The sequence below is a fragment of the Minwuia sp. genome, from assembly GCF_048007105.1.
Taxonomy (GTDB): Bacteria; Pseudomonadota; Alphaproteobacteria; order Minwuiales; family Minwuiaceae; genus Minwuia.
Map to the genome: position 1 here is coordinate 1375035 of NZ_CP180352.1, position 24350 is coordinate 1399384.

Consider the following 24350-nt stretch of genomic DNA (forward strand, 5'->3'; position numbering starts at 1 on the left):
TCGTGGGGGCGTTCCCGTGAACATGCGGCCCATGTTGACCCACGAGGGCATATGGCTGGCCATCGACCGGCTGGCGGAACGCCACCGTCTGTCGCTGTCGGCGCTTTCGACGAAGGCCGGGCTCGACGCCACAGCGTTGAACCGGTCGAAACGGGTCAGCGCAAAGGGAAAGCCGCGCTGGCCGTCCACCGAGAGCCTGTCGAAGATCCTGGAAGCCACGGGGACGGAATTCGCCGAGTTGCCTGCGCTGATGTCGGGCAAACCGCCCATGCCGGCCCGGCTGCCTTGCATGTCCCTCGCCCATCTGGACGTTTCCCGGCTGGATGAGGCGGGCCGGCCGCATGGGGCCACCTGGCGGCGCACCGGGTTTCCTGCGCGCGGCGATCCGGAGGCCTTTGCACTGGAAATTCCGGACCGCTCATTCGAGCCCTGGTTCCGGAATGGGGAGACGGTTGTCGTGCTCAGGGTCACCCGGATCGATCCCGGCGACCGGCTGGTCCTGTGCATGCGCAACGACGACATTCTGGTGCGCGAAGTCGTCGACCGGAGCGCGTCTTCGCTGACGGTCAGGGCGCTCAATCGCCGCGCCGAGAACCAGAGTATCAGCCGCCGGGACGTCCGATGGGTTTACCGCATCTGCTGGAGCCAATATTAGAGCTATCGGTTTCAAGGTGGGCGGACGGCGGGAGGCGCGGCGATGCATCAGATCTTCTACTACGAAGGCGAGTGGCTGACGGAAGAGCCGAAGCTCACCGGCCCGATGGATCACGCCTTCTGGATGTCGAGCGCGGTCTTCGACGGCGCCCGCGCCTTCGACGGCAAGGCCCCCGATCTGCGGCCCCATTGCGAACGTCTGATGCGGTCGGCCGCGGCCATGCTGCTGGAGCCGAAGCTGACGGTCGACGAGGTCGAGGATCTCTGCAAGCAGGCGGTCCGCAAGCTGCCGAAGGAACATGCCTACTACATCCGGCCGATGTTCTTCGCCCGCCGCGGCTTCGTCTCGCCGGAACCGGAATCGACCGAATTCGTGCTGTCGGTCTATGAATCGCCGCTGCCCGAGGGCAAGGGCTTCTCGGCCTGCCTCTCCAGCTTCCGCCGCCCGGCCCGCGACATGGCGCCGACCGACGCCAAGGCCGGGTGTCTCTATCCCAACTCGCAGCGCGCCCTGCGCGAGGCGGCCGAGCGGGGCTACGACAATGCGGTGATCTGCGACCCGTCCGGCAATGTCGCCGAGCTGGCCACGGCCAATGTCTGGATCGTGAAGGACGGCGTCGCCAAGACGCCGGTCTGGAACGGCACCTTCCTGAACGGAGTCACGCGGCAGCGCATCATCGGTCTGCTGCGGGAGGCTGGGCAGCCGGTCGAGGAGACCACGCTGACGCCGGCCGATCTGCTGAGTGCGGACGAGATCTTCTCCACCGGCAATTACGGCAAGGTCACGCCGATGATCCGTTATCAGGACCGCGAGCTTCAGCCGGGCCCGGTCTGCCGGATGGCGCGGGACGCCTATTTCAGCTGGGCGGACAGCCAGCCGGAGGTCTGATGCCCGGCGACCTGCTGGGCGTTGGCCCCGTCGTCGAAGCTCTCGTCGTCGGGTTCGCCGCCATTGCGGTCCCAGCGCCATGACGGCAGGCCGATTGTCGCGACCGTGCCCTCGCCGACTTCGCTTTCCAGCGAGAGCTCGCCGCCATGCAACCGCGCGAAGGTCCGGGACAGGGGCAGGCCCAGCCCGGTGCCCGGCTCGCTGCCCTTGATCCGGCCCTGGACATAGGGCTCGAAGACCCGCGGCAGGTCCTCTGCCGCGATGCCCTTGCCGAAGTCGCGTACGCGGATCTGCAGATCGTCGGCCAGGTCCGGCCCGGCTTCGATCAGAACGCGGCCGCCCTCCGGCGAGAACTTGATCGCGTTGGAAATCAGGTTGATCAGGATCTGCCGCAGCATGCGCTTGTCGGCGGTGTAGGGTGCCATGCTGGGCGAGATCAGCCGTTCCAGGCGGATGCCCCGGTTCTCCGCCAGGCGGTGCAGCATGCTGATGCAGTCGTCGACGACGCCGCCGACGTTCAGGGGCTGTGAATCGAGCTCCAGCTTGCCCGATTCCGCCTTGGCCATGTCGAGCAGCTGGTTGATCGTGTCCAGCAGGTGCTGCGCGCTGACGCGGATGTCGCGGGCGTAGTCGCTATAGCGGTCCACCGCGTCCGGGCCGAAGATCTGCCGCTCGATGGCCTCGGAGAAGCCCATGATCGCGTTCATCGGCGTCCTGAGTTCGTGCGTCATGCCGGCGAAGAAGCGGCTGCGCGTCATCGCCTCGGTCAGCGCCGCGTCGCGCGCGGCCAGCAGTTCCGATTTCTGCCGTTCGATGTCGTCGAAGAAGCGGCGGCGCTCCAGCTGGCGGTCATGGCCGTGGGAGGCGTGCTCGATCAGCAGCTGGTTGTAGGCGGTGGTCAGGTTGGTCATGACCTCCCGCTGCCGTTCCAGTTCGCGCTTCAGCTCCGCTTCGCCGCTCGCCTCGCCGGCGGGCGCCGATTGCCGCGCCGCGACGGCCCTCAGCGCCAGCCACGCGGCCAGTGCGCCGAGCAGGGCGGCCAGAACCGCGGCGAGGGCGGGCAGGAGGAAGGGCGGCGCGACGGCTTCCGGCGGGGTCCAGAAGGCGATCAGCGTGGCGTCGGCGCCGATCGGCACCGGCACGCGTTCGGCGTCGGCTGCGGGCGCCCCCGCCTCGGCGACAGGTTGCCCGTCCCGGCCGACGATGCCGAGGCTGCTCAGGTCCGGCCGCAGCGCCGCCTGCAGCACCAGCACCGCGGCGTCGCGGTCGCCCTGCGCCAGCGGTCCGGCGGCGATGCCGGCGGTCCGGGCGAGATGGGCCAGCATCTCCGCGCGCGCGCCGGGGTCGGCATCCGACCGCTCGGGACCGGCCGCCGCGGCGATGACCGCCACCGTGGCCGCGAGCAGGAATGCCCCGACGGCGGCCGCCGGTCTCGCCCGGCGGCGGAATGCCGGCCAGGCAATCACTCGGCGGCTTCTGACTGCTGCAGCGCGAAGATCGAGGTGTAACCCTTCGACCAGTCCGGCGGGATCAGGCAGGGCCTGGGATCGAAGCGCATCCAGCGCGCCGGCTTGCCGCGGACGATGGTATTGGCGAGCGGCCAGCCATCGGCGATGGAGGCGCAGATCGGCAGCGCGTCGGCGGCGGCGTAGGTGTGCAGCAGCAGCGGCCGCGTGGTCGCCGAGCGGTTCGGTTCGGACCCGTGCACGATGCGGCAGTTGTGGATGGTCACCGAGCCGCGCCGGCCCTTCAGCCAGACCACGTCGTCCAGGTTCACCCGTTCCAGGTCCCGCGGCCTGATCGCCCCGGTCCAGGCGCCGTCATCGTCGAAGAGGTCGAACAGCTCGCGCTCGTGGCTGCCGGGGATGATCCCCATCGGCCCCATCTCGTCGGTGACGTCGGCCATGTAGACGCCGATGGTCAGCGGCGAATAGTTGGTGTGCGGCCAGTACTGGATGTCCTGGTGCCACTTCACCTCCTCGCCGCCCGAGGCCCATTTGAAGTTCAGCTTGCTGTGGTGGTACTTCACGTCCGGCCCGAGGAGGTCCTGCGCCAGATCGACGATCGGCCCTTCCAGCGCGAACTCGCGGTAGACGGGGTCCTGCTCCGCCGGCTGGTTCAGCCGCCGCAGGCGCGGCGCATCGGCGGTGTGGTTCGGCTCAAGGTCGAAGACCCGGTCGGAGCGCTCGACCCCGCGGCTCTGTTCCACGAAGCGGTCGGTCACGGCCTGCAGACGCGTCATCCACGCCTCCGGGATGAAGCCGTCCAGATGCAGATAGCCGTTGTCGAAGTAGTGCTGACGCTGCGCCTGCGTCAGCACGATCGGCCGCTGCTTGAGCACATCATGTGCAAGCATAGCCCCTCCACGCCCTGTCAGTGCCGGGCGGCTTTTATCGGGCTGCCTTCTGCGCCCGCCGTCCCGTTATTGCCACGCCGGCGGTCGGTCGATACCGGCGGGAAATCTCGAGCCGCCACTATAGCCCGTCAGCGCGATGGAGGGGAGAATGATTGTTAAGAGCGAAACGCAATAACACTGGGACGCGAGTGCCTGCATGCAGGCTACTCGTCAACCTCACCCCTTGAGGGGGAGGTCGGCGCGCAGCGACGGGTGGGGGGCAATGGAAACCGCCCGCCCGGGGATGGATGGGTCGGCCAGGCGGGCGGCTCATGCCTCTCCGGAAAGTCCGAGCCGCGTTGCGCGCCGACCGAACCATTCCACGCAACGCGGTTTCGTCGCTCCCCCTTCAAGGGGGAGGGGATAACCACCGGTTCAGAGAACCGGCCGACGCTACGCCGCCAGCTCCTTCAGCAGCGGGGCGTAGCGGTCCAGCACCTCGGTGGCCTTGTCGGGGCGGGAGGTCGGCACGCCGATGACGGAGCGGCTGATGCCCATGTCGCGGTAGCGGCGCAGCAGGTCCTCGTCGACGCCGACCTGGGCGAAGATCGACAGCTTGATCGAGTTGGGGTCGCGGCCCGCCTCCTCGGCGCGGCGGCGCAGGTCCTCGATGGCCGAGGGCATGTCCTCCAGCAGCACATTGATCGGCATCCAGCCGTCGCAGTAGTTCACCACGCGCTGGCGCCCCTGGCCGGTGGCCGAGCCCAGGATGATCGGCGGGTGCGGCTGCTGCACCGGCTTCGGATAGCTGAAGGTCGGCTTGATGTTGACGAACTCGCCCTCATAGGAAGCCTCTTCCTCGGTCCAGAGCGTCTTGATCGCCTCGATCTTCTCCCGCAGCACCTTCCAGCGGCGCTTGAAGGGGATGCCGTGCTGGGCCATCTCCTCGGCGTTCCAGCCGCCGCCGATGCCGAACAGCACCCGGCCGTTGGAGATCACGTCCAGCGTGGCGATGGTCTTGGCCAGGATGATCGGGTCGTGCTGGATCACCAGGCTGATGCCGGTGCCGAGCTTCAGCTTGCTGGTCACCGCGGCCGCCGCGGCCAGCGACGTCCAGGGATCCATCATGTGGTAATAGGGCTTGGGCAGCTCCCCGCCGCCCGGAAACTCCGACTCGCGAGAGACCGGAATGTTGGTGTGCTCCGGAAACCAGACGGATTCATAGCCGCGCTCCTCCAGCAGCGTGGCCAACTCGGCCGGCCGGATGGAATAGGCGGTGTTGTAGCAGAAGACCCCAAGGTCCATGGCGCAGTCCCTCCCCTTGAATTGCGTGGGGTTATGGGATCATGGGGATCGGGAGGGTGCAAGGGGATCAGCCGTTGGTGCACCATCTAACATTTATAGGCGCGCCGAGCAGATAGCTTTAGCCAACATCAAGAGCGAGGATTTGGCGGAATTATTACCTGGATGTGGTTGAAAGAATTTCTGAATACCAACCCCCCTTTTTTGAATTTTGAGATTCTGTTAAAAGCGATATTGGAGGGTAAAAATGGGCAAAAATCCTACAGAAAAAAAGAAAGTTCGTCGCCGTGGCGGGCACAAACTTGAAAACTGGGAAGTTGCCATCGTGAAAGCTATGATCAGTCGTGGCGATCCCTTCACAAATGATCAAGACATACTTGCATATTTTACGCGGCCGACGCGCTCAATTAACCATCGTCTAATTAGTGAAATTCGTAGTGAAAAAAAGTATAAACATATTACTCCAGCAAATGATGAAGGGCTTGATGCTTTTCTGGCGATTTGGCCAGATATTGATCAGGATACAGGTTTAAATATTAAGGGTGATGAGCTTCTTATTAAAGCAAGAGAGGCGATGATTGCTGCAGTCCAGATATTTAATAGCGCGGGATTGCGATTTCGAGCTGAGTTATTTATTGTATATTCAATGATAGCTTGGACATATCTGCTTCACTCTTGGTTTAAGCGGGAGGGAATTGAGTATAAATACCCAGGCGCAAAAACAAAAGGCGGGGCGGAAAAATATTGGGATATTACTCGCTGCCTGAAGCATGAAAAATGCCCTGCAAGAGGTGGGGTTGCCACAAACTTGCGATTTCTTCTTGAGATAAGGCACGAGATAGAACATCGCTCTACAAATCGTATTGATGACGAATTGGGCGCAAAACTTCAATCGTGTGCATTGAATTTTAACGAACTTATTAAGCGAGAATTTGGAGTGCAGTACGGGTTAGAAAAAAGATTGCCGATGGCGCTTCAATTCGTTTCATTCGGCGCGGAACAGCGTTCGGCTTTGAAGAAGGTGTCTGGGCTACCCAAGAACTTAGAAGCCACAATTGAAGCCTTTGAGCACGGGTTGACGGAAGAGCAGCTAAAAGATCCTGCCTACCGCATGTCGTACGGCTTTGTACCTATGGCCGCGAAAAAGCCCGGGGCTGCAGATGCAGCCGTTCACGTCATTTCTTCTGGCAGCGATGAGGCATTGGAAATTGAGAAGATTTTCTTCAAAGAAGTAAATAGAAATCGCTATCCACCTGGTAAGGTCGTTGAAAAGATTAATAAATCTGGATTCCCGAATTTTAGAATGCATGATCATACACAGCTATGGAAGGCGCTAGACGGAAAGAACGCTGGTAAAGGTTTTGGCTGTCCGGGTGACTACAAAGGCAATTGGGTCTGGTTCGATCGGTGGATCGATGAAGTTATTAAACATTGCGAAGCGGAAGGTGATCGATATCGGTGAGTTGGCGGCAAATTTGAACTGTCTTCATATTAATTTTCATGAAATATATTAGAGATTTCGGTCGAAATCATCAGAAATCATGTGCAGAATTTCTAGTGAAGTCGGTTGATTTCTAGGATTGTTTTTTGATTAGGGTGGGTTGGTGGGGCGTTACATTGATTTTTTAGATTTCTCGGCCATCCCTCAAATCGTTGACCGCGCCCCAAACCCCTCCGGCTCAGGCTCCGGCACGTCCGACGGTTCCGCGTTCACGCTGTCGACGCTGGCGCCGGGCGGGCCCTTGCGGCAGCGGCGGAGGAGTTCGTTGATGGCGGGGCCCTCGCCGACCAGCTGCGCCTCGACGCTGCCGTCCAGGCGGTTGCGGACCCAGCCGCGGACGTTCAGTTCGTTGGCGTTCCCGGTGACGAAGGCGCGGAAGCCCACGCCCTGAACGCGGCCGCGGAAGGTCGCGTGGAGGGCGGCGGTCTTTCGCGGCGCCGGGATGGGGCTACTCCAGTTCCAGGATCACGTCGTCGACCGCCAGGCTGTCGCCGGGGCGGTTGTTGATCTTGGCGACGACGCCGTCGGTCTCGGCGCGGAGCACGTTCTCCATCTTCATCGCCTCGATCACGGCCAGCGGCTGGCCGGTCTGGACCTCGTCGCCGACCTCGACATGCAACTGCATCAGCGCGCCCGGCATCGGGCAGATCAGCATCTTCGACAGGTCGGCGGCCTCCTTCACCGGCATCAGCGCGGCGAAGGCGTCGGCCTGCGGGGTGCGGACCTGGAAGGTCAGCGTGGCGCCGTCGAAGGTGAGCAGGTAGCCCTCCTCGGAGGGGCGGATCATCATCTCGACCTGGCGGCCGCCGACCATGCCGGTGAAGCGCGGCTGGCCGGGCTTGTAGGCGCTCTCGACCACCAGATGCTCGCCGTCGATGGTGACGTCGGTGGCGGTGTCGCCGGTGGTGGTGTGCACCTTGTAGTGGTCCTCGCCGCAGCGGACCCGCCAGTCCTGGCCGATCTGGACGACGAAGTGGGGCACCTGGCCGGTGATCGAGCTGGAGCGGGAGCGCTCGCGCAGATGCGCCACCACGGCGGCGGCGACCATGCGGCGGCGGTTGTCGAGGTCCAGCGGCGCGCCGTGGAAGCCGTCCGGATATTCCTCGGCGATGAAGTTGGTGGTCAGCCGGCCCTCCCGGAAGCGCGGGTGATTGCAGACCGCGTTCAGGAAGTTGATGTTGTGGTTGATGCCCTCGATCCGGTAGCCGTTCAGCGCGTCGATCATGCTGTCGATGGCGGCCTGGCGGTTCGGCCCGTAGGTCACCAGCTTGGCGATCATCGGGTCGTAGAACATGGTGATCTCGGAGCCCTCGATGACGCCGGTGTCGACGCGCACGGCCCCGCTTTCCTTCGGCGGCTGGCAGCGCGAGAGGCGGCCGATCGACGGCAGGAAGCCGCGATACGGGTCCTCGGCGTAGATGCGGCTCTCGACCGCCCAGCCGTTCAGCTTGATGTCGTCCTGGGTCAGCGCCAGCTTCTCGCCATTGGCGACGCGGATCATCTGCTCCACCAGGTCGATGCCGGTGATCATCTCGGTCACCGGGTGCTCCACCTGCAGGCGGGTGTTCATCTCCAGGAAGTAGAAGTTGCGGTCCTTGTCGACGATGAACTCGACCGTGCCGGCGGAGCGGTATTCCACCGCGTCGGCCAGAGCCACGGCCTGCTCGCCCATCGCCTTGCGGGTGGCCACGTCCAGGAAGGGCGAGGGGGCTTCCTCGATCACCTTCTGGTGGCGGCGCTGGATCGAGCATTCGCGCTCGCCGACATACAGGGTCGTGCCCTGGCCGTCGGCCAGCACCTGGATCTCGATGTGGCGCGGCTCCTCGACGAACTTCTCGATGAAGACGCGGTCGTCGCCGAAGCTGGAGGCGGCCTCGGACTTGGCCGACTTGAAGCCGTCGCGGGCCTCGGCCTCGTCGAAGGCGACGCGCATGCCCTTGCCGCCGCCGCCGGCGGAGGCCTTGATCATCACCGGATAGCCGATATCGGCGGCGATCTTCACCGCCTCCTCCACCGTATCGATCACGTCGGTGTAGCCGGGCACGGTGTTCACGCCGGCCGCCTGGGCCAGCTTCTTCGATTCGATCTTGTCGCCCATCGCGGCGATGGCGCGCTGGCCCGGGCCGATGAAGGCGATGCCGGCCTTCTCCAGGGCGGTGTAGAACTTCTGGTTCTCCGACAGGAAGCCGTAGCCCGGATGCACCGCCTCGGCGCCGGTCTGCTTGCAGGCCTCGATGATCCTGTCGATGACCAGGTAGCTCTCGGAGGCCGCGGCGCCGCCGATATGCACCGCCTCGTCCGCCATCTGCATGTGCAGCGCCCCGTCGTCGGCGTCCGAATAGACGGCGACGGTGGCGATGCCCATGCGGCGGGCGGTCTTGATGACGCGGCAGGCGATTTCGCCACGGTTGGCGATCAGGATCTTCTTGAACATGGATTTCCGGTTTCCGCTTCCCTCTTCGTGTTCATCTTCTAAACGTCGCTTCGTGCCCCGACAACGGCGGAAAAGACCATGACAGCCGCGCGCTTGACCCGGTGCGCTGCTGCGGATACCTCCAGCAGTCGCACCGCCAGACGCCACAGGGGCCCGCATGTCCGACAGCTACAGGATCTTCATCCGCGATCTGGTGCTCGCCATGGAGATCGGGATTCACCCCCATGAGAAGGGCCGCAAGCAGCGGGTGCGCATCAATCTGGTGGCCGAAACCCTGCGCGATCCGGACGAAGAGGGCATCCACGGCGTGGTTTCCTACGAGGACCTGCTGGACGGGGTCAAGGAAATCGCCGGGCGCGGCCACATCGATCTGGTCGAGATCTTCGCCGACCGCATCATCGACATGGTTCTCGAATACCGCCGGGTGCTGGACGTGAACGTGCGCATCGAGAAGCTGGACGTCTTCGGCGACGCGGAAAGCGTCGGCGTGGAGATGAGCCGCGCCCGTGTCGTCTGACGCGCCGGTCCTGGAGGGGGAAGGGCTCGCCGCCATGCGGGGCGAGCGGCTGATCTTCGCCGATGTCGATTTCCGTGCGGGGCCGGGCGAACTTCTGACGCTGACCGGGCGCAACGGCGCGGGCAAGTCCACCCTGATGCGCATGATCGCCGGGCTGGTGAGGCCCTTCGCCGGGGAGGTGCGCTGGCGCGGCGAGCGGACGCTCTCCGACCGCGACGCCTTTTCCGCCGAATTCGTCTATTCCGGCCATCAGGACGGGCTGAAGACCGCGCTGACCGCCGCGGGCAATCTGGACCTCTGGGCCGGGCTGACCGGCGCGGGCCGCGACCGCGTCGCGCCGGCGCTGGAGCGGTTCGGGATCGCCGATCTGGCCGATCTGCCCGTGGGCTACATGTCGGCCGGACAGCGCCGGCGCGTCGCGCTGGGCCGCCTGCTGCTCGGCGGCCAGCCGCTCTGGCTGCTGGACGAGCCGCTGACCGCCATCGACCGCGCCACCGTCGACGTGCTCGGCGGCGTCATGCGGGAACATCTGGACGCCGGCGGCCTGATCGTCGCCGCCACCCATGCGCCCCTGCCCGGCGTGGAGGGGCAGGTGCTTGAGATCACACCGCCCGAGCTGCAGCCGGACTGGTTCGACGACGATGACGCGTTCGAGGCGGTCTGAGCGATGCTGACGGTCTTCTTCCGCATCGTCGGACGCGATCTGCTGCTGGCGCGCAAGCAGGGCGGCGGCAGCCTGCTGGTCATCGCCTTCTTCGTCATGGTCATCATGCTGTTCCCGCTCGGCGTCGGGCCGGCGCCCGAAGTGCTGGAGCGGATCTCGTCCGGCACGATCTGGGTCGCGGCCCTGCTGGCGGTGCTGCTGTCGCTGGACCGGTTGTTCCAGGCCGATCTGGAGGACGGCAGCCTGGACCAGCTGGCGCTGCTGCCCGTGCCGCTGGCCGTCGTCGTGCTGGGCAAGGTGGCGGCGCACTGGCTGACCACGGGCCTGCCGCTGATTCTCGCGGCGCCGGTGCTGGCGGTGCTGATGCAGATGCCGTTCGAGGGATTCGGCACGCTGGTGCTTTCCATGGCGCTCGGCACGCCGACGCTCAGCCTGATCGGGGCCATCGGCGCGGCGCTGACCGTCGGCATCCGCCGCGGCGGGGTGCTGCTCACCCTGATCGTGACGCCGCTCTACATTCCGGTGCTGATCTTCGGCGTCGGCGCGATCGAGGCGACGCTGCAGGGTTTCAGCCCGCTACCACACCTCATGTTCCTCGCCGCCATCCTGTCTGGCGCGATCGTGATGGCCCCGATCGCCGCAGGATGGGCGCTAAGGCTTGCGCTCGATTGATAATTATAGTGAATCCGGAGAGTGGAAACGGCTGAGACGCCGGTCACTTCCGGCGCCGGCTTCCCGGACTAGATAAGGGTGCAGATGCACAGGTTCGCCAATCCGACACGTTTCCTGAGACTGACCTCGGCGGTGCTGCCGTTCGCCGTGGTGATCGCCGCCGTCTGTATCGGGACGGGGCTGGTCTGGGGACTCGTCTTCGCGCCGCCGGACTATCAGCAGGGCGATACCGTCCGGATCATGTTCATTCACGTGCCCTCGGCGATGATGAGCCAGGGCATCTACATGGGCATGGCGATCTCCAGTGCCATCGCGCTGATCTGGAAGCACGCCGTCGCCGACATGATCGCCAAGGCCTCCGCGCCCATCGGCGCGACCTTCTGCTTCCTTTGTCTCCTGACCGGCTCGCTCTGGGGCAAGCCGATGTGGGGCACCTGGTGGGTCTGGGACGCCCGGCTGACCTCGGTGCTGATCCAGTTCTTCATCTATATCGGCTACATGGCGCTCTGGCAGGCGTTCGAGGACGAGGCCAAGGCCGCCATCGCCGCCGCCATCCTCGCCATCGTCGGCGTGGTGATGGTGCCGATCATCCGTTTCTCGGTGGACTGGTGGAACACGCTGCATCAGGGGGCGACGCTGATCACCATGGAGGGGCCGAAGGTCGACAACTCCATGCTGTGGCCGTTGCTGCTGATGATCGTCGGGTTCTTCGCGTATTATGTCGTCGTTCTTATCTACCGCGTACGGGGTGAGATTCACGCCCGCCGCAGCCGCATGATGCGTATGGCCCAGGCCAGCCGTCACGCGGCCATGCAGCCGGCGGAATGAGACGGAGGCCGCAATGATCGAGTTTCTGAGCATGGGCGGATATGCCAGCTACATCTGGTCGTCCTATGGCGCCGTGTCGCTGGCGATGATCGTCCTGCTGGTTCTGAGCGTACGCGGAGCGAGGAAGATGGAACGGGAGGCGAGCGCGCTGCAGGCGCTCAGCCCGCGCCGGCGCCGCCGTCAGGGAGATGAGGCATGAGCAAGGGTCTCGGCAGAATGAAGCCGAAGCGTCAGCGCCTGGTTCTGGTGCTGCTGGGTCTGCTGTTCATCGGAGGGGCGGTGGCGTTCTCGCTGACCGCGCTGAACGAGGAACTGGACGTGTTCCGCAGCCCGAGCCAGGTGGCCGAGGACGGCTTCGAGGAAGGCAAGCGGTTCCGCGTCGGCGGCATCGTCGAGGATGGTTCGATCCGGAAGGCGGGCATCGTCACCATCTTCTCCATTACCGACGGCGAGCATTCGCTGGAGGTGTCCTACAACAAGATCCTGCCGGACCTGTTCCGCCACTGCCAGGGCGTGATTGCGCTCGGCCAGCTGAACGGGCAGGGCCAGTTCGTCGCCCAGGAAGTGCTCGCCAAGCATGACGAGAACTACATGCCGCCCGAGATCGCGGCGACCGTTAAGGGCGTCGGCAACTGCGAGGGCAAGATCCAGATGAGCGCGGCGGAGCAGGGCTGATGGCACCGGAACTCGGTCAGTACGCCCTCATCCTCGCTATCGTCATTGCGGCGGTGCAGGCGATCGTGCCGCAGATCGGCGCTGCGCGGCGCGACGCTGCGTGGATGGCCATCGCCACGCCCGCGGCGCAGGCCCAGTTCTGGCTGGTCCTGTTCTCCTTCATCTGCCTGACGGTCAGCTTCGTCACCTCGGACTTCTCGGTAACGACGGTCGCGACCAACAGCCATTCGCTGAAGCCGCTGATCTACAAGTTCTCCGGCGTCTGGGGGAACCATGAGGGCTCGCTGCTGCTCTGGATCCTGATCCTGACGCTGTTCGGCGCCGCGGTCGCCTGGTTCGGCGACAACCTGCCGCCGACGCTCAAGGCGCGCGTGCTGTCGGTGCAGGCGATGATCGGCCTGGGCTTCCTCGCCTTCATCCTGTTCACCTCCAATCCCTTCGACCGGCTCAGCCCGGCGCCGCTGGAAGGGCAGGGCCTGAACCCGCTGCTGCAGGACCCGGCGCTGGCGATCCATCCGCCGTTCCTGTATCTCGGCTATGTCGGCCTGTCGGTCGCCTTCAGCTTCGCCGTCGCCGCCCTGATCGAGGGCCGTGTCGATCCGGCCTGGGCCCGCTGGGTCCGTCCCTGGACTCTGGCCGCATGGATGTTCCTCACCATCGGCATCGCGCTGGGCAGCTACTGGGCCTATTACGAGCTCGGCTGGGGCGGCTGGTGGTTCTGGGACCCGGTCGAGAACGCGTCCTTCATGCCCTGGCTTGCCGCGACAGCGCTGCTGCACTCCTCGATCGTCGTGGAGAAGCGCGACGCCCTGAAAAGCTGGACCGTGCTGCTCGCCATCATGGCCTTTTCGCTCTCACTGCTGGGCACCTTCCTGGTCCGCTCGGGCGTGCTGAACTCCGTGCACGCCTTCGCCACAGACCCGGCGCGCGGTGTCTTCATCCTGGCCTTCCTCGGCGTCGTGGTAGGCGGATCGCTGGCGCTCTACGCCTTCCGTGCGCCCATGCTGAAGGGCGGCGGCATGTTCCAGCCGGTGAGCCGCGAGGGCACGCTGGTGCTGAACAACCTGCTGCTGACGACGGCCTGCCTGGTGGTGCTGCTTGGCACGCTCTACCCGCTGTTCCTGGACGCCGTCTCCGGCGAGAAGATCTCCGTCGGCCCGCCCTACTTCAACGCGGTCTTCGTGCCGCTGATGACGCCGCTGGTGGCGGCGCTGGCCATCGGCCCGATGATGGCCTGGAAGCGCGGTGACGCAATGGGCGTGCTGGCGCGGCTGAAATACGTTGCCGGGCTGACCTTCGTCGCCGCCCTGGTGACGCTCTACTTCGCCTTCGACGTCTCGCTGCTGGCCGTGCTCGGCATGATCCTGGTTGTCTGGCTGGGCCTGGGCGCGCTCTGGGAAGTCGCCGAGCGCATCCGTCTGTTCCGCGGCAGCCCGCTGGACAGCTGGCGCCGCGCCCGCGGCCTGCCACGCGCCAGCTTCGGCATGACGGTTGCCCATCTCGGCGTCGCGCTCATGGTTCTCGGCATCACCGCGTCCGAGACCTGGCAGGAAGAGAAGCAGCTGATCATGCGCCCCGGGGACACCGAACAGGTCGGCGGCTTCGATCTGACCTTCGTGGGCGCGCGCGAGGTGCCGGGGCCGAACTACACGGCCCATGCCGGCGCCTTCGTGGTCATGCGGGAGGGCCGCCGGTCACGACATTGCATCCGGAGGCGCGGACCTTCAACTCGCCGCCGATGGAGACCACCGAGGCCGCGATCCGCACGACTTTCGCCGGCGATCTCTACACCGTTGTCGGCGAACCCGACGGTCTGGGCGGCTACGCCGTGCGGCTCTACTACAAACCGCTGGTGGTCTGGATCTGGCTGGGCACGCTGTTCATGGCCATCGGCGGAATCATTTCGCTGAGCGACCGCCGTCACCGCATCGGCGCCCCCGCGCGGCGCTCGGCTTCGTCCGCCGCATTGCCCGCGGGCGCAGGAGACTGATCATGACCGACGCTACCGAAGAACAGCCGCAGCGGGGCGGCAGCGCCCTGCGCTGGCTCTGGGCCATCGTGCCGGTCGGCGTCTTCGCCGTGATCGGCTTCTTCCTCTACCAGGGTCTGTCGCTGAACCCGCAGTCCATCCCGTCTGTGCTGATCGACAAGCCGGCGCCCGAGTTCGAGCTGCCGCCGCTGCCCGGCAAGGGGTCGGAAGGCTTCGCGAGGAGCGACCTGACCGGCGAGCCGAAGCTGGTCAACGTTTTCGCCAGCTGGTGCGTCGCCTGCCGCGTCGAGCATCCACTGCTGATGGAGATGCAGAAGCAGGGCGTGGTGCCGATCTATGGCCTGAACTACAAGGACGCGCCCGCCGAGGCCGTCGGCTGGCTCAACCGCTTCGGCGATCCCTATGACCGGATCGGCATGGACCGGAACGGCCGCGTCGGCATCGACTTCGGCGTCTACGGCGTCCCCGAGACCTTTGTCATCGACGGCAACGGCACCATCGTCCACAAGGTCATCGGTCCCATCACGCCGCAGATCCTGAAGGACGAACTGATGCCGCTGCTGGCGGAGCTCCGGAAGTGAGGATGCCGTTTCTTCAGCGTCATGCCGGCCCGCGAGCCGGCATCCGGTCAATCGTCAGTCTTGCGGCGAAGCCGCTCCGGACCCCGGCTCAAGGCCGGGGTGACGGCATTGTCCTGGCCGCGCTCGTGGCGCTGCTCCTTGTGCTCGCCCTTCCCGCCCATGCGATCTTCACCGAGAAACCGCTGGAGGATCCGCAGAAGGAAGCGCGGGCGCAGGAGCTGATGAAGGAACTGCGCTGCCTCGTCTGCCAGAACCAGGCGATCAGCGAGAGCAACGCGCCGCTCGCCCGCGACCTGCGTGTGGTTTTGCGCGAACGGCTTGCCGCCGGCGACACCGATGCCGAGGCGATGGATTTCATGGTGCAGCGTTTCGGCGACTGGGTGCTGCTCGACCCGCCCTTCAAGGCCAAGACGCTGCTGCTCTGGCTGGGTCCGCTGCTGATCCTGATCCCGGGCGCCGTCATCGCCTTCTTCTACCTCCGCCGGCGTCAGCCGCGTCTGGCGACCGCCGGCGGCGCAGCCCCGGGCGGTGGCCCGCGTGCTCTGGATGACGCCGAGCGGCAGGAACTGCAGCGCGCCCTCTCCGAACGGGAATAGACCCTCTTGAGCCTCTGGATCCTGATTGCCGCCATCACGGTTGCCGCCGCGGTGTACATCCTCCGCCCGCTGGCCCGTGCCCATCTTTCCGCCGCCCGGCGCGGCGACTACGACCTGCGCGTCTACCAGAGCCAGATCGAGGACCTCGATTCGGATGTCGCCCGCGGGGTAATGACCGAAGCCGAGGCTCGCGGCGCCCGCAACGAGATCGAACGGCGCATGCTGCAGGCGGTGCGTGATCACGAGCCCGAAATCGGCACCGCAGGCCGGAGCAACGCCATCATCGGCATTCTGGTGGCGCTCGCCCTGCCGGTGGCTGCGGGCCTGATCTATCTGGAGATCGGCCGTCCCGACCTGCCCTCCCAGCCCCTGGCCGAACGTACCGACGTCCCGGCCAATGCCGGCCGGATGACGGCGTCCGCCGGCGGCGGCAACAATCCGGCGCAGACCCAGGACGGACTCGCCTCCGTCGATCAGATGGTCGGCAGCCTGGAACAGCGGCTCGAGGAGAATCCCCAGGACTTCGACGGCTGGATGCTGCTCGGCCGCTCCTACAACGTGATGGAGCGCTACGGCGACGCCGTCCGCGCCTATGAGAAGGCCGTCTCCCTGCCCGAGGCCGAAGGGGATACGGCGCCGCACATGCAGCTGGGCGAGTCACTGATCTTCGCGTCCGGCGGCGTTGTGCCGGAAGAGGCGCAGGAAGCCTTCCAGAAGGTGCTGTCGCTGGATCAGGGCCATCCGGGCGCCCGCTATTACATCGCCCTCGCGCGGGGGCAGGCAGGCGACCTGCAGGCCGCCTATGACGGCTGGATGGCGCTGGCCAAGGACTCGCCGTCCGACGCGCCGTGGATGGAACCGCTGCGCGCCCGGCTGCAGGAAGTTGCGGCCGATCTGGATGTCGAACTGCCGGATCCGCTGCCGACGCTGCCGGCCGAAGGCGCGCCGGCGATGCCGGAACTGCCGCCGTTGCCGCAGGCGAGCGCGGAGAGCGGCGGCGCTGAAGCCCCGTCCGCGCCCGGCCCGACCGCCGAACAGATGCAGGCCGCGCAGGACATGTCGTCGGAGGATCGTCAGGCGATGATCCAGGGCATGGTCGAGCGCCTCGCTGGCCGCCTCGAGGAGGAGCCGGACGACTATGACGGCTGGATGCGTCTCGGCCGCGCCTATGGCGTGACCGGGAACCAGCAGGGCGCCATCGAGGCCTATGGCAATGCCGTCCGCCTGCGGCCGCAGGATCCACAGACCCGCCTGCAATACGCCATCGCCGTTCAGGATGCCGCGCCCGACGGGCCGATGCCGCCGGAATCGGTCGCCGCTTTCCAGGCGCTGGCCGACGTTGCGCCTGAGAACCCGGATGCGCTGTTCATGCTTGGCCGCGCCGACGCCGAGGCGGGACGGCCCGAGGACGCGCTGCAGAAGTGGCGGAAGCTGCTCGGGATGCTGCAGCCGGGTACGCCGGCCTGGCAGGGCGTCGACGCCCAGATCCGCCGTCTCGAGGAAGCCGGCAAATAAAAAGGCGGAGACGTCGGGTGACGTCTCCGCCGGAAGTGTCGGCTGAACAAGGCACAGCCGATGAAGGGAATGCTACGGCACCATCAACCAGTGGCATCCAGTGCCATACCCTGTTACCTGCAATGCTTGTGCCATGGGGTATTCTGGTAGTTCTTGCTCTGTTCGCGTCAGGCGCTGCGCGGGTTCCATCGTTACCGTAACAATGGAAGCGTCTGTTCCTCATGTTCCAAAAGCGGGCGGTTGGACTTGAAGCCGTGTTCCAACTAGCATCGGCGGCCATGAAGCTGTTCCGAAACGGCACGCCGCCGGACAGGCCGAATTCATGAGAGATCAACGCTTCCCCACGGAGAGCACGGCATGAGCCGACACCTGCCAGGCGCGGACAATTTCGAGAACCGCGTGCCGCCCGGCGACAACCGCGAACGCATGGTCTGCGGCGAATGCGGCTGGGTGAACTACGTCAATCCCAAGATCGTCGTCGGCGCGGTCTGCCGGCTGGAACAGAAGATCCTGCTCTGCCGCCGCGCCATCGAACCCCGCAAGGGGTTCTGGACCATACCTGCCGGCTTCATGGAAGAGCGGGAAAGCTCCGCCGAGGGTGCCGCCCGAGAGGCGCGCGAGGAGGCCAACGCCCACCTGAACATCGGCCCGCTGCTGGCGGTCTACAACATCCCCCGGATCAGCCAGGTGCAGCTGATCTACAAGGCCGACCTCGCCTCGCCCGAGGTCAGCGCCGGCGAGGAATCGCTTGAGGTCGCCTTCTTCGACTGGCACGAGATCCCGTGGGACGAACTGGCCTTCCCCAGCGTGCACTGGGCGCTGACACAGATGCGGGAGGTCTGGGACCAGGACGTTTTCCCGACCTTCACCAACCCGCCGGGCGAGACCGGCAACATGACGCCTGCCTGACTCCGCGGACATGAGCGAACATCTGCATCACGTCCACCTCTTCGCCGCCGATCTCGACGCGACCATTGGCTGGTGGCGGGAACATCTGGGCGGCGAGGTCGCCTTCGACGGCGAGTTCGGCGGGTCGCGCAATGTCTTCATGCGCGTCGGCAGCGGCCGGATCCACTTCTACGACCAGCCGCTGCGGGACGAGGGCCGGGGCGCAGTGCATCACATCGGCATCCGCACCGGCGATCTGGCGGCACTGGAAGAACGCCTGCGCCGGGCCGGTATCGCGTTCCGCAGCGGAATCCGGGATTTCGGCGCCTGGAAATACATCATGTGCCCGGCGCCGGACGGGGTCCTGCTGGAGCTTTTCCAGGCCGATCCGGAGAAGCTGGAAGGCGACGCCGCGCGTTATTTCGCTGACTGGTCATAGCGCCCTGGCATGGGGGTTTTCCCGCCGGAAACAGCCCGCAATGGCGCCTCATGCCCTTTCGATTGATCCGTGGTTTCATCGCCGCGAAAAAGGCATTACAGGTTGCGGACCCTGACGGAGACCGACCGCAACCGCATTTGGGAGTATATCGCGATGCGTCGACTTCTGCTGGCGCTGGCTGGCGCCATTCTGATTGCAACTGCACAACACAGCGAGGCAGCCGACTTGGAAAACACCCTCTACATCGACACCGAAGACGGACGCATCACCATCGAGTTGCTGCCGGACGTCGCGCCGAAGCATGTCGAGCGCATCAAGGAACTGGCGCGCGAAGGCTTCTATGACGGCATCATCTTCCACCGCGTGATCGACGGCTTCATGGCCCAGACGGGCGATCCGACCGGCACCGGCCGCGGCGGTTCGAAGAAGCCGGACCTGCCGGCGGAGTTCTCCAACGTGCCGTTCGACCGCGGCGTCGTCGGCATGGCCCGCTCGCAGAACCCGAACTCGGCCAACAGCCAGTTCTTCATCATGTTCGACGAAGGCCACTTCCTGAATGGCCAGTACACCGTCTGGGGCAAGGTCACCGAAGGCATGGAGCATGTGGATTCCATTCCGAAGGGCGAACCGCCGCGCAATCCCGGCAAGATGGTGAAGGTGCAGGTCGCCGCCGACGCGCAGTAGCAGGGCGGACCGCGCTTGAACTACTACCTGGTCGCCGCTGCGCTCCGGGCCTTCTCGGTGAACGGCCCGTCCAAGGCGCTCTATCGCTGGCTCGGCAACCGCAAGGTGGACCGCAAGCTGTCGATGGAGCGTGCCGGCTGGGTGCTGGACCGGATCCGGGAAGCGCCGGTGGGCGAACCGCCGGCCTTCCTGGAACTCGGCACCGGCTGGATGCACGCCTACAGCATGCTGCCTGCGCTGATCTGGGACGCCGAGGTGGCCTGCTTCGATGTCTGGGACAACCGGGCCTTCGGGGCGCTGAAGATGAAGATCCCGGTCCTCAAGCAGGCCGTGGCCGATCTCGACCTGACGGCCGGGCAGAAAGCGCTGGCCGGCCGCAAGCTGGCCAAGATGGAGCAGGCCGCGGACTTCGATCAGGTCTACGCTGCGCTCAACATGCGCTATGACATCGACGAGAACGGTCGGCTGCCCTACGAGGACAACCGCTTCGACGTCATCTTTTCCGTCGATGTGCTGGAGCATGTCGTCTCGTCGGGGTTCGACCAGAACGCCGCCGACTGGTTCCGGGTGCTGAAGCCGGGCGGGCGCATGGTGGCGCAGGTCGGTCTGGACGATCACCTGGCCCACTACGACCCGTCGCGGTCGAAGAAGCATTACCTCCGCCACTCGGACGCCATGTTCGGGAAGCTGCTGGAGAACGACGTCCAGTACATCAACCGCATGCCGGCCAGCGAGATGATCGCCCGGCTGGAGGCCGCCGGCTTCCGCACGCTTGAAGCCGAGCGCTGGACCATCGACGATCCGGAAAATCTGCCAGTGCATCCGGATTACGCGCAGCAACTGCCGCAGGACATCGCCACGTGGCGGCTGCTGCTGACGATGGAGAAGCCGTGAGGCGCAGCCGAACGTCCCGGGCTTGACCCGGGACCCATGCCTGAGCTTCGCTGACGATAACAGGGGGCGGCGGAAACGCTCCGGAATGGACCCCGGATCAAGTCCGGGGTTCTGTTGTTTGGGGAGGGGACCTTGAACCAGATCGACCTGAAGGGCCGCAGGGCCATCGTGACGGGTGCCGCGCAGGGCATTGGCCGCGCGATCGCCGAACGTTTCATCGCCTCGGGCGCGAAGGTCGCCATCTGGGACCGGGATCTCGATCTGGCGCGTGTCACCGCCGACGAGATCGGCGCGACGGCGATCCAGGTGGATGTCACCGACCCGGCCGCCATCGACATGGCGCTGGCCACGACCGAGGCGGCGCTGGGCGGCGTCGAGATCCTGGTCAACAATGCCGGCATCGCCGGGGCCAACCGGACTGTCTGGGACTACAGCCCCGACGAATGGCGGCAGATCCTGGATATCAACCTGAACGGGGTCTATTTCTGCTGCCGCGCCGTTGCCCCGAAGCTGATCGCGGGCGGCTATGGCCGCATCGTCAACATCGCCTCCATCGCCGGCAAGGAGGGCAATCCCAACGCCTCCGCCTATTCGGCCTCGAAGGCCGGCGTGATCGCACTGACCAAGTCGCTCGGCAAGGAACTGGCTGGCCACGACATCCGCGTGAACTGCGTCACCCCGGCCGCGGCGCGGACGGCGATCTTCGACCAGATGAGCGAGGAGCATATCAACTACATGCTCTCCAAGATCCCGATGGGCCGCTTCGTGGAAGTCGGCGAGGTCGCGGCGCTGGTCGCCTGGCTCGCCTCGGAAGATTGCAGCTTCACCACTGGACAGGTCATCGACATTTCCGGCGGAAGGGCCACCTACTAGGCGGCAATCATCCGCAGAGGAGAAACAAGATGGCCGAGAAACTGACCGAAGCGGAACGTCACGACGCGCTGAAGACGCTGGACGGCTGGGAGATGGTGGAAGGCCGCGACGCGATAACGAAGCGCTTCGAGTTCAAGGACTTCAACGAGGCCTTCGGCTTCATGTCCCGCGTCGCGCTGAAGGCCGAGAAGATGGATCACCATCCCGAGTGGTTCAACGTCTACAAGACCGTCGAGGTCACGCTCTCGACCCACGACGCGGGCGGGTTGACGAAGCTGGACGTGAAGCTGGCGACATTCATGGACAAGGCCGCGGGCTGACGTTCAGCAGCCGGACTCGTTCTCGACGGTCACCGTGCCCGAACCGGCCGGGAACTTCTGCATCAGCGCGACGAACATGGCGTCGGCGACCTCGTTGATGTTGCCGCAGCGCCCGCGCGAGACGGCGGTGCCTTCGTAGACGCGTTTCGGCCCGTCGGGGCTGTCCATGCGCTGGATGATCAGATCCACCTGTCTGCCGAAGCTCTCGACCGTGCGGACATCGACGATGGTGTCGTAGCCGACGAAGATGTTGCCGACGCCCTGCTTGTAGACGTAGCGCGGGAACTGGCGCTCGGTCGTCACGAGGTCCGTGCGGCCGCTGTCCGCCTCGTAGGAGGCCAGGGCCAGATAGAGCGGTCCGTCCTCGGGCGGCACGACGGTGTAGCCGCGGGCGCGGAACTCGCCCTCGATGGTCCGCTTCGTCCGCGCGAAGAACAGCGACTCGCTCAGCCGGGCGTCTCCGGCGGCGACGGCGATGGTGCCGGCCGTCGCCTGCGGCCGGCAGGGTGCCGGTCGAGGAGACCTGTGCGCTCAACTGGGCGCAGGCGGCCAGAAGTCCACACAACAGCAGCGCGGCAAGCCTTGTCACGATCGGCATTCTGCAGTCCTCCATTCACGCAACGCCCGGCGGCCCGATTCTAACATAGTGCCGCGCGGGGCAGCCTTCACGATGCGCCGCCTTGCCCGGCGTCACGTGGCGTCCTACAAACCGGGCAGTACACGGATCGTGGCGGGGAGAGAGACCATGAAACAGATCGGACACTTCATCGGCGGCAAGGAAGTCGCTGGCACATCGGGCCGCTTCTACCCGGTCTACAACCCGACGCTGGGCGAGCAGTCGAAGGAAGTCGCGCTGGCCTCCAACGAGGAACTGGATGCCGCGATCTCCAACGCGCAGGCGGCGTTCCCGGCCTGGGCCGCGACCTCGCCGATGCACCGGGCGCGGGTCATGTTCCGCTACAAGGAACTGATCGAGAAGAACATGGACGAACTGGCCGAGCTGCTGTCGTCCGAGCACGGCAAGACGGTGCCCGACGCCCGCGGATCGGTGCAGCGCGGCCTGGAAGTCGTCGAGTTCGCCTGCGGCATTCCGCACCTGCTGAAGGGCGAGTATTCCGATTCGGTGGCGACCGGCATGGATCTCTATTCCATGCGCCAGCCGCTGGGCGTCGTTTCCGGCATCACGCCGTTCAACTTCCCGGCCATGGTGCCGATGTGGATGTATTCCATCGCCATTGCCTGCGGGAACACCTTCATCCTGAAGCCGTCGGAGAAGGACCCGAGCGTGCCGATGCGGCTCGCCGAGCTGATGATGGAGGCCGGTGCGCCCGCGGGCGTGATGAATGTCGTCAACGGCGACAAGGTGGCTGTCGACGGCATTCTGGACGACCCGCGCGTCAAGGCGGTGAGCTTTGTCGGCTCGACCCCGATCGCGCAGTACATCTACGCCAAGGCTGCAGCCAACGGTAAGCGCTGCCAGGCCATGGGCGGCGCCAAGAACCACATGATCGTCATGCCCGACGCCGACATGGAGCAGGCCTCCGACGCGCTGATCGGCTCGGCCTACGGCTCGGCCGGCGAGCGCTGCATGGCGATCTCCGTCGCGGTGCCGGTGGGCGACGAGGCGGCCGACAAGCTGCTCGAGAAGCTGGTGCCGAAGGTCGAGAGCCTGAAGGTCGGCCCGTCCAACGATCCGGACGCGCATTTCGGTCCGCTGGTCACCGCCGAGCATCTGGCCAAGGTGAAGGGCTATGTCGATCTGGGCGTCGAGGAAGGCGCCGAGCTGATCGTCGATGGCCGCGACTTCAAGATGCAGGGCTACGAGAGCGGCTATTTCATGGGCGGCTGCCTGTTCGACCGGGTCACCGAGGACATGCGGATCTACAAGGAAGAGATCTTCGGCCCCGTGCTGTCGGTGGTCCGCGCCCGCGACTTCGAACACGCCATGGCGCTGCCCTCGGACCACGAGTTCGGCAACGGCGTTTCCATCTTCACCCACAATGGCGATGCCGCGCGCGAGTTCGCCCGCAAGGTCCAGGTCGGCATGGTCGGCGTGAACGTGCCGATCCCCGTGCCGCTCAGCTTCCACACCTTCGGCGGCTGGAAGAATTCAGCCTTCGGCGACACCAATCAGCACGGGCCCGAGGGCGTGAAGTTCTACACCAAGATCAAGACGGTGACCTCGCGCTGGCCGGGCGGCGTCCAGATCGGACCGGACTTCACCATCCCGACCGTCAAGAGCTGACCGGGGCCGGCCGCCGCGGCAGGCTCTACTGCGGCGGCGGCACGTCCAGGGTCAGGCTGGTCCAGAAGCTTTCCCAGTCCCAGTCGACGCCAGGCTTCTTCTCGGCGGGGATGGCATGCACCGCGGCGAACAGCCAGCGTCCGGCGCGGTCGATGGTGACCGTCGCGCGGCCGTTCGCGTCCGAACGGACGGCCTGGATGCGCTCGCCGGCGCCCTTGACGAAGGTGTTCACCTGGATGCCGCTCAACGGCCGGCCTTCGTAGAGCACGTCCAGCGTCAGCGTGTCGCCGGCGCGCAACTCGAAGGGGTTCGAGACCGGCACCATCTCGAATGTCAGCTTCGACGGCGCTGCGGCCCAACGTCCGGCGTTCACATTGTCCCCGGCCAGGACCCAGGTCTTGGGGAATCGCGTGTAGAACTCCTGGCCCGGCTGATCCATCAGGCCGTTCTCCTGCCGGTGGCGGAGAATGTGGTCGAGCCCCTCTTCCTCGAGATACTTGTTGAAGGTCGGCGCGTCGATGGTGATCCGGTCGCCGACATTCTGATAGGCGACGATGTAGAGGCCGGGACGGCCCGCCGGACGGACGATGCCCGCTGGATCGGCGGCGAAAGCGGCGCCGGCCTCCTCCATCTTGCCACCCGGACCATAGACGTCGAAGCGGACGGCGCGCTGCGGTATCCAGGGCAGCGTGTTGCCGACGAAGTGCTGGCCCACCGCAATCGTAACCGGTATCTCTTCGTCCACCGTCGCGCGGCTCTTGGACGGTTCCAGCCAGAATTCGTGCGCCGTGGCAGACGATGCGACGGCGGCAGCCGCCAGCGCGGCCGCCAGCGGTTTGAGGAGTTTGAGCATC

At 65.6% G+C, this 24350-nt stretch carries 25 protein-coding genes and 2 pseudogenes; 20 read left to right on the forward strand and 7 right to left on the reverse strand.

Annotated features, from left to right (window positions below):
* Positions 1-22: 22 nt before the first annotated feature.
* The gene (locus tag ACMVY4_RS06550; RefSeq protein WP_416900266.1) at positions 23-655 is read left to right on the forward strand and encodes a S24 family peptidase; all 633 of its coding nucleotides are present in this window, start codon (positions 23-25) and stop codon (positions 653-655) included.
* 42 nt (positions 656-697) lie between these two features.
* Positions 698-1543, forward strand: coding sequence for a branched-chain amino acid aminotransferase (locus ACMVY4_RS06555; RefSeq protein WP_416899376.1), 846 nt, complete (start codon positions 698-700; stop codon positions 1541-1543).
* Here ACMVY4_RS06555 and ACMVY4_RS06560 read toward each other — a convergent pair.
* From ACMVY4_RS06560 to ACMVY4_RS06570, 3 genes are all read right to left on the reverse strand, one after another.
* Positions 1507-3009 (reverse strand): sensor histidine kinase, encoded by a 1503-nt coding sequence (locus ACMVY4_RS06560; protein WP_416899377.1) that lies wholly within the window; start codon positions 3007-3009, stop codon positions 1507-1509. The two genes, ACMVY4_RS06555 and ACMVY4_RS06560, sit on opposite strands and share 37 nt — an antisense overlap.
* On the reverse strand, positions 3006-3899 hold the full coding sequence (locus ACMVY4_RS06565; protein ID WP_416899378.1) for a phytanoyl-CoA dioxygenase family protein: 894 nt from the start codon (positions 3897-3899) through the stop codon (positions 3006-3008). The genes ACMVY4_RS06560 and ACMVY4_RS06565 overlap by 4 nt, the downstream gene beginning before the upstream one ends.
* 432 nt (positions 3900-4331) lie before the next feature.
* Positions 4332-5183, reverse strand: a complete 852-nt coding sequence (locus ACMVY4_RS06570) for an LLM class F420-dependent oxidoreductase (RefSeq protein ID WP_416899379.1) — start codon at positions 5181-5183, stop codon at positions 4332-4334.
* 244 nt (positions 5184-5427) lie between these two features.
* Between ACMVY4_RS06570 and ACMVY4_RS06575 the strand changes: the two genes are divergently transcribed.
* Positions 5428-6642, forward strand: coding sequence for a DUF3644 domain-containing protein (locus tag ACMVY4_RS06575; RefSeq protein WP_416899380.1), 1215 nt, complete (start codon positions 5428-5430; stop codon positions 6640-6642).
* Between the two features lie 183 nt (positions 6643-6825).
* Here ACMVY4_RS06575 and ACMVY4_RS06580 read toward each other — a convergent pair whose 3' ends face one another.
* Positions 6826-7125: an acylphosphatase gene (locus ACMVY4_RS06580; RefSeq protein WP_416900267.1), complete on the reverse strand. Its 300-nt coding sequence runs from the start codon at positions 7123-7125 to the stop codon at positions 6826-6828.
* A 4-nt stretch (positions 7126-7129) separates the two neighbouring features.
* The gene (locus ACMVY4_RS06585) at positions 7130-9115 is read right to left on the reverse strand and encodes an acetyl-CoA carboxylase biotin carboxylase subunit (RefSeq protein WP_416899381.1); all 1986 of its coding nucleotides are present in this window, start codon (positions 9113-9115) and stop codon (positions 7130-7132) included.
* 157 nt (positions 9116-9272) lie between these two features.
* Here ACMVY4_RS06585 and ACMVY4_RS06590 point away from each other — a divergent pair, with 157 nt between their 5' ends.
* The 16 genes and pseudogenes from ACMVY4_RS06590 to ACMVY4_RS06665 all read left to right on the forward strand — a co-directional run.
* Positions 9273-9632: a dihydroneopterin aldolase gene (locus ACMVY4_RS06590; protein WP_416899382.1), complete on the forward strand. Its 360-nt coding sequence runs from the start codon at positions 9273-9275 to the stop codon at positions 9630-9632.
* Entirely contained in the window at positions 9622-10296 is a 675-nt protein-coding gene (gene ccmA, locus ACMVY4_RS06595) for a heme ABC exporter ATP-binding protein CcmA (RefSeq protein ID WP_416899383.1), read from the forward strand. The genes ACMVY4_RS06590 and ccmA overlap by 11 nt, the downstream gene beginning before the upstream one ends.
* 6 nt (positions 10297-10302) lie before the next feature.
* Positions 10303-10968, forward strand: coding sequence for a heme exporter protein CcmB (ccmB, locus tag ACMVY4_RS06600; protein WP_416900268.1), 666 nt, complete (start codon positions 10303-10305; stop codon positions 10966-10968).
* Positions 10969-11052: 84 nt separating this feature from the next.
* On the forward strand, positions 11053-11796 hold the full coding sequence (locus ACMVY4_RS06605) for a heme ABC transporter permease (protein ID WP_416899384.1): 744 nt from the start codon (positions 11053-11055) through the stop codon (positions 11794-11796).
* A 13-nt stretch (positions 11797-11809) separates the two neighbouring features.
* Complete coding sequence (ccmD, locus tag ACMVY4_RS06610) at positions 11810-11995, forward strand: heme exporter protein CcmD (protein WP_416899385.1); 186 nt, start codon at positions 11810-11812, stop codon at positions 11993-11995.
* A complete protein-coding gene (gene ccmE / locus ACMVY4_RS06615) occupies positions 11992-12471 on the forward strand; it encodes a cytochrome c maturation protein CcmE (protein ID WP_416899386.1) in 480 nt (159 codons plus the stop codon). Before ccmD ends, ccmE begins: the two co-directional genes overlap by 4 nt.
* Positions 12471-14461 (forward strand): annotated as a pseudogene (locus ACMVY4_RS06620) (heme lyase CcmF/NrfE family subunit). The gene ccmE and the pseudogene ACMVY4_RS06620 overlap by 1 nt, the downstream one beginning before the upstream one ends.
* 2 nt (positions 14462-14463) lie before the next feature.
* The gene (locus tag ACMVY4_RS06625; RefSeq protein WP_416899387.1) at positions 14464-15042 is read left to right on the forward strand and encodes a DsbE family thiol:disulfide interchange protein; all 579 of its coding nucleotides are present in this window, start codon (positions 14464-14466) and stop codon (positions 15040-15042) included.
* Positions 15043-15044: 2 nt separating this feature from the next.
* A complete protein-coding gene (locus ACMVY4_RS06630) occupies positions 15045-15638 on the forward strand; it encodes a cytochrome c-type biogenesis protein (RefSeq protein ID WP_416899388.1) in 594 nt (197 codons plus the stop codon).
* A gap of 6 nt (positions 15639-15644) precedes the next feature.
* The gene (ccmI, locus tag ACMVY4_RS06635; RefSeq protein WP_416899389.1) at positions 15645-17153 is read left to right on the forward strand and encodes a c-type cytochrome biogenesis protein CcmI; all 1509 of its coding nucleotides are present in this window, start codon (positions 15645-15647) and stop codon (positions 17151-17153) included.
* Between the two features lie 357 nt (positions 17154-17510).
* Positions 17511-18062 carry an NUDIX domain-containing protein gene (locus ACMVY4_RS06640; protein WP_416899390.1) on the forward strand — a complete coding sequence of 184 codons (552 nt, stop codon included), beginning with the start codon at positions 17511-17513 and terminating at the stop codon, positions 18060-18062.
* A gap of 10 nt (positions 18063-18072) precedes the next feature.
* On the forward strand, positions 18073-18480 hold the full coding sequence (locus ACMVY4_RS06645; protein ID WP_416899391.1) for a VOC family protein: 408 nt from the start codon (positions 18073-18075) through the stop codon (positions 18478-18480).
* A gap of 153 nt (positions 18481-18633) precedes the next feature.
* A complete protein-coding gene (locus ACMVY4_RS06650; protein WP_416899392.1) occupies positions 18634-19164 on the forward strand; it encodes a peptidylprolyl isomerase in 531 nt (176 codons plus the stop codon).
* A gap of 15 nt (positions 19165-19179) precedes the next feature.
* Entirely contained in the window at positions 19180-20058 is an 879-nt protein-coding gene (locus tag ACMVY4_RS06655; protein ID WP_416899393.1) for a methyltransferase domain-containing protein, read from the forward strand.
* Between the two features lie 132 nt (positions 20059-20190).
* Positions 20191-20931 carry an SDR family NAD(P)-dependent oxidoreductase gene (locus ACMVY4_RS06660; RefSeq protein WP_416899394.1) on the forward strand — a complete coding sequence of 247 codons (741 nt, stop codon included), beginning with the start codon at positions 20191-20193 and terminating at the stop codon, positions 20929-20931.
* Positions 20932-20957: 26 nt separating this feature from the next.
* Positions 20958-21251: pseudogene (locus tag ACMVY4_RS06665) on the forward strand (4a-hydroxytetrahydrobiopterin dehydratase); the annotation flags it as partial.
* A 3-nt stretch (positions 21252-21254) separates the two neighbouring features.
* Here the strand turns inward: ACMVY4_RS06665 and ACMVY4_RS06670 are convergent.
* Positions 21255-21626: a hypothetical protein gene (locus ACMVY4_RS06670; protein ID WP_416899395.1), complete on the reverse strand. Its 372-nt coding sequence runs from the start codon at positions 21624-21626 to the stop codon at positions 21255-21257.
* 370 nt (positions 21627-21996) lie between these two features.
* On the opposite strand from ACMVY4_RS06670, the gene ACMVY4_RS06675 reads away from it, so the two are divergent.
* Positions 21997-23496 (forward strand): CoA-acylating methylmalonate-semialdehyde dehydrogenase, encoded by a 1500-nt coding sequence (locus tag ACMVY4_RS06675; protein WP_416899396.1) that lies wholly within the window; start codon positions 21997-21999, stop codon positions 23494-23496.
* A 25-nt stretch (positions 23497-23521) separates the two neighbouring features.
* On the opposite strand, the gene ACMVY4_RS06680 is transcribed toward ACMVY4_RS06675, so the two are convergent.
* Complete coding sequence (locus ACMVY4_RS06680) at positions 23522-24349, reverse strand: DUF4198 domain-containing protein (protein WP_416899397.1); 828 nt, start codon at positions 24347-24349, stop codon at positions 23522-23524.
* Position 24350 lies beyond the last annotated feature (1 nt).

Coding starts and splice junctions, on each gene's coding strand:
- ACMVY4_RS06550 (WP_416900266.1), top strand. CDS start 23: ATGCGGCCCATGTTGACCCACGAGGGCATATGGCTGGCCATCGACCGG.
- ACMVY4_RS06555 (WP_416899376.1), top strand. CDS start 698: ATGCATCAGATCTTCTACTACGAAGGCGAGTGGCTGACGGAAGAGCCG.
- ACMVY4_RS06565 (WP_416899378.1), bottom strand. CDS start 3,899: ATGCTTGCACATGATGTGCTCAAGCAGCGGCCGATCGTGCTGACGCAG.
- ACMVY4_RS06570 (WP_416899379.1), bottom strand. CDS start 5,183: ATGGACCTTGGGGTCTTCTGCTACAACACCGCCTATTCCATCCGGCCG.
- ACMVY4_RS06575 (WP_416899380.1), top strand. CDS start 5,428: ATGGGCAAAAATCCTACAGAAAAAAAGAAAGTTCGTCGCCGTGGCGGG.
- ACMVY4_RS06585 (WP_416899381.1), bottom strand. CDS start 9,115: ATGTTCAAGAAGATCCTGATCGCCAACCGTGGCGAAATCGCCTGCCGC.
- ACMVY4_RS06590 (WP_416899382.1), top strand. CDS start 9,273: ATGTCCGACAGCTACAGGATCTTCATCCGCGATCTGGTGCTCGCCATG.
- ACMVY4_RS06605 (WP_416899384.1), top strand. CDS start 11,053: ATGCACAGGTTCGCCAATCCGACACGTTTCCTGAGACTGACCTCGGCG.
- ccmD (WP_416899385.1), top strand. CDS start 11,810: ATGATCGAGTTTCTGAGCATGGGCGGATATGCCAGCTACATCTGGTCG.
- ccmE (WP_416899386.1), top strand. CDS start 11,992: ATGAGCAAGGGTCTCGGCAGAATGAAGCCGAAGCGTCAGCGCCTGGTT.
- ACMVY4_RS06625 (WP_416899387.1), top strand. CDS start 14,464: ATGACCGACGCTACCGAAGAACAGCCGCAGCGGGGCGGCAGCGCCCTG.
- ACMVY4_RS06630 (WP_416899388.1), top strand. CDS start 15,045: ATGCCGTTTCTTCAGCGTCATGCCGGCCCGCGAGCCGGCATCCGGTCA.
- ACMVY4_RS06640 (WP_416899390.1), top strand. CDS start 17,511: ATGAGCCGACACCTGCCAGGCGCGGACAATTTCGAGAACCGCGTGCCG.
- ACMVY4_RS06645 (WP_416899391.1), top strand. CDS start 18,073: ATGAGCGAACATCTGCATCACGTCCACCTCTTCGCCGCCGATCTCGAC.
- ACMVY4_RS06650 (WP_416899392.1), top strand. CDS start 18,634: ATGCGTCGACTTCTGCTGGCGCTGGCTGGCGCCATTCTGATTGCAACT.
- ACMVY4_RS06675 (WP_416899396.1), top strand. CDS start 21,997: ATGAAACAGATCGGACACTTCATCGGCGGCAAGGAAGTCGCTGGCACA.
- ACMVY4_RS06680 (WP_416899397.1), bottom strand. CDS start 24,349: ATGCTCAAACTCCTCAAACCGCTGGCGGCCGCGCTGGCGGCTGCCGCC.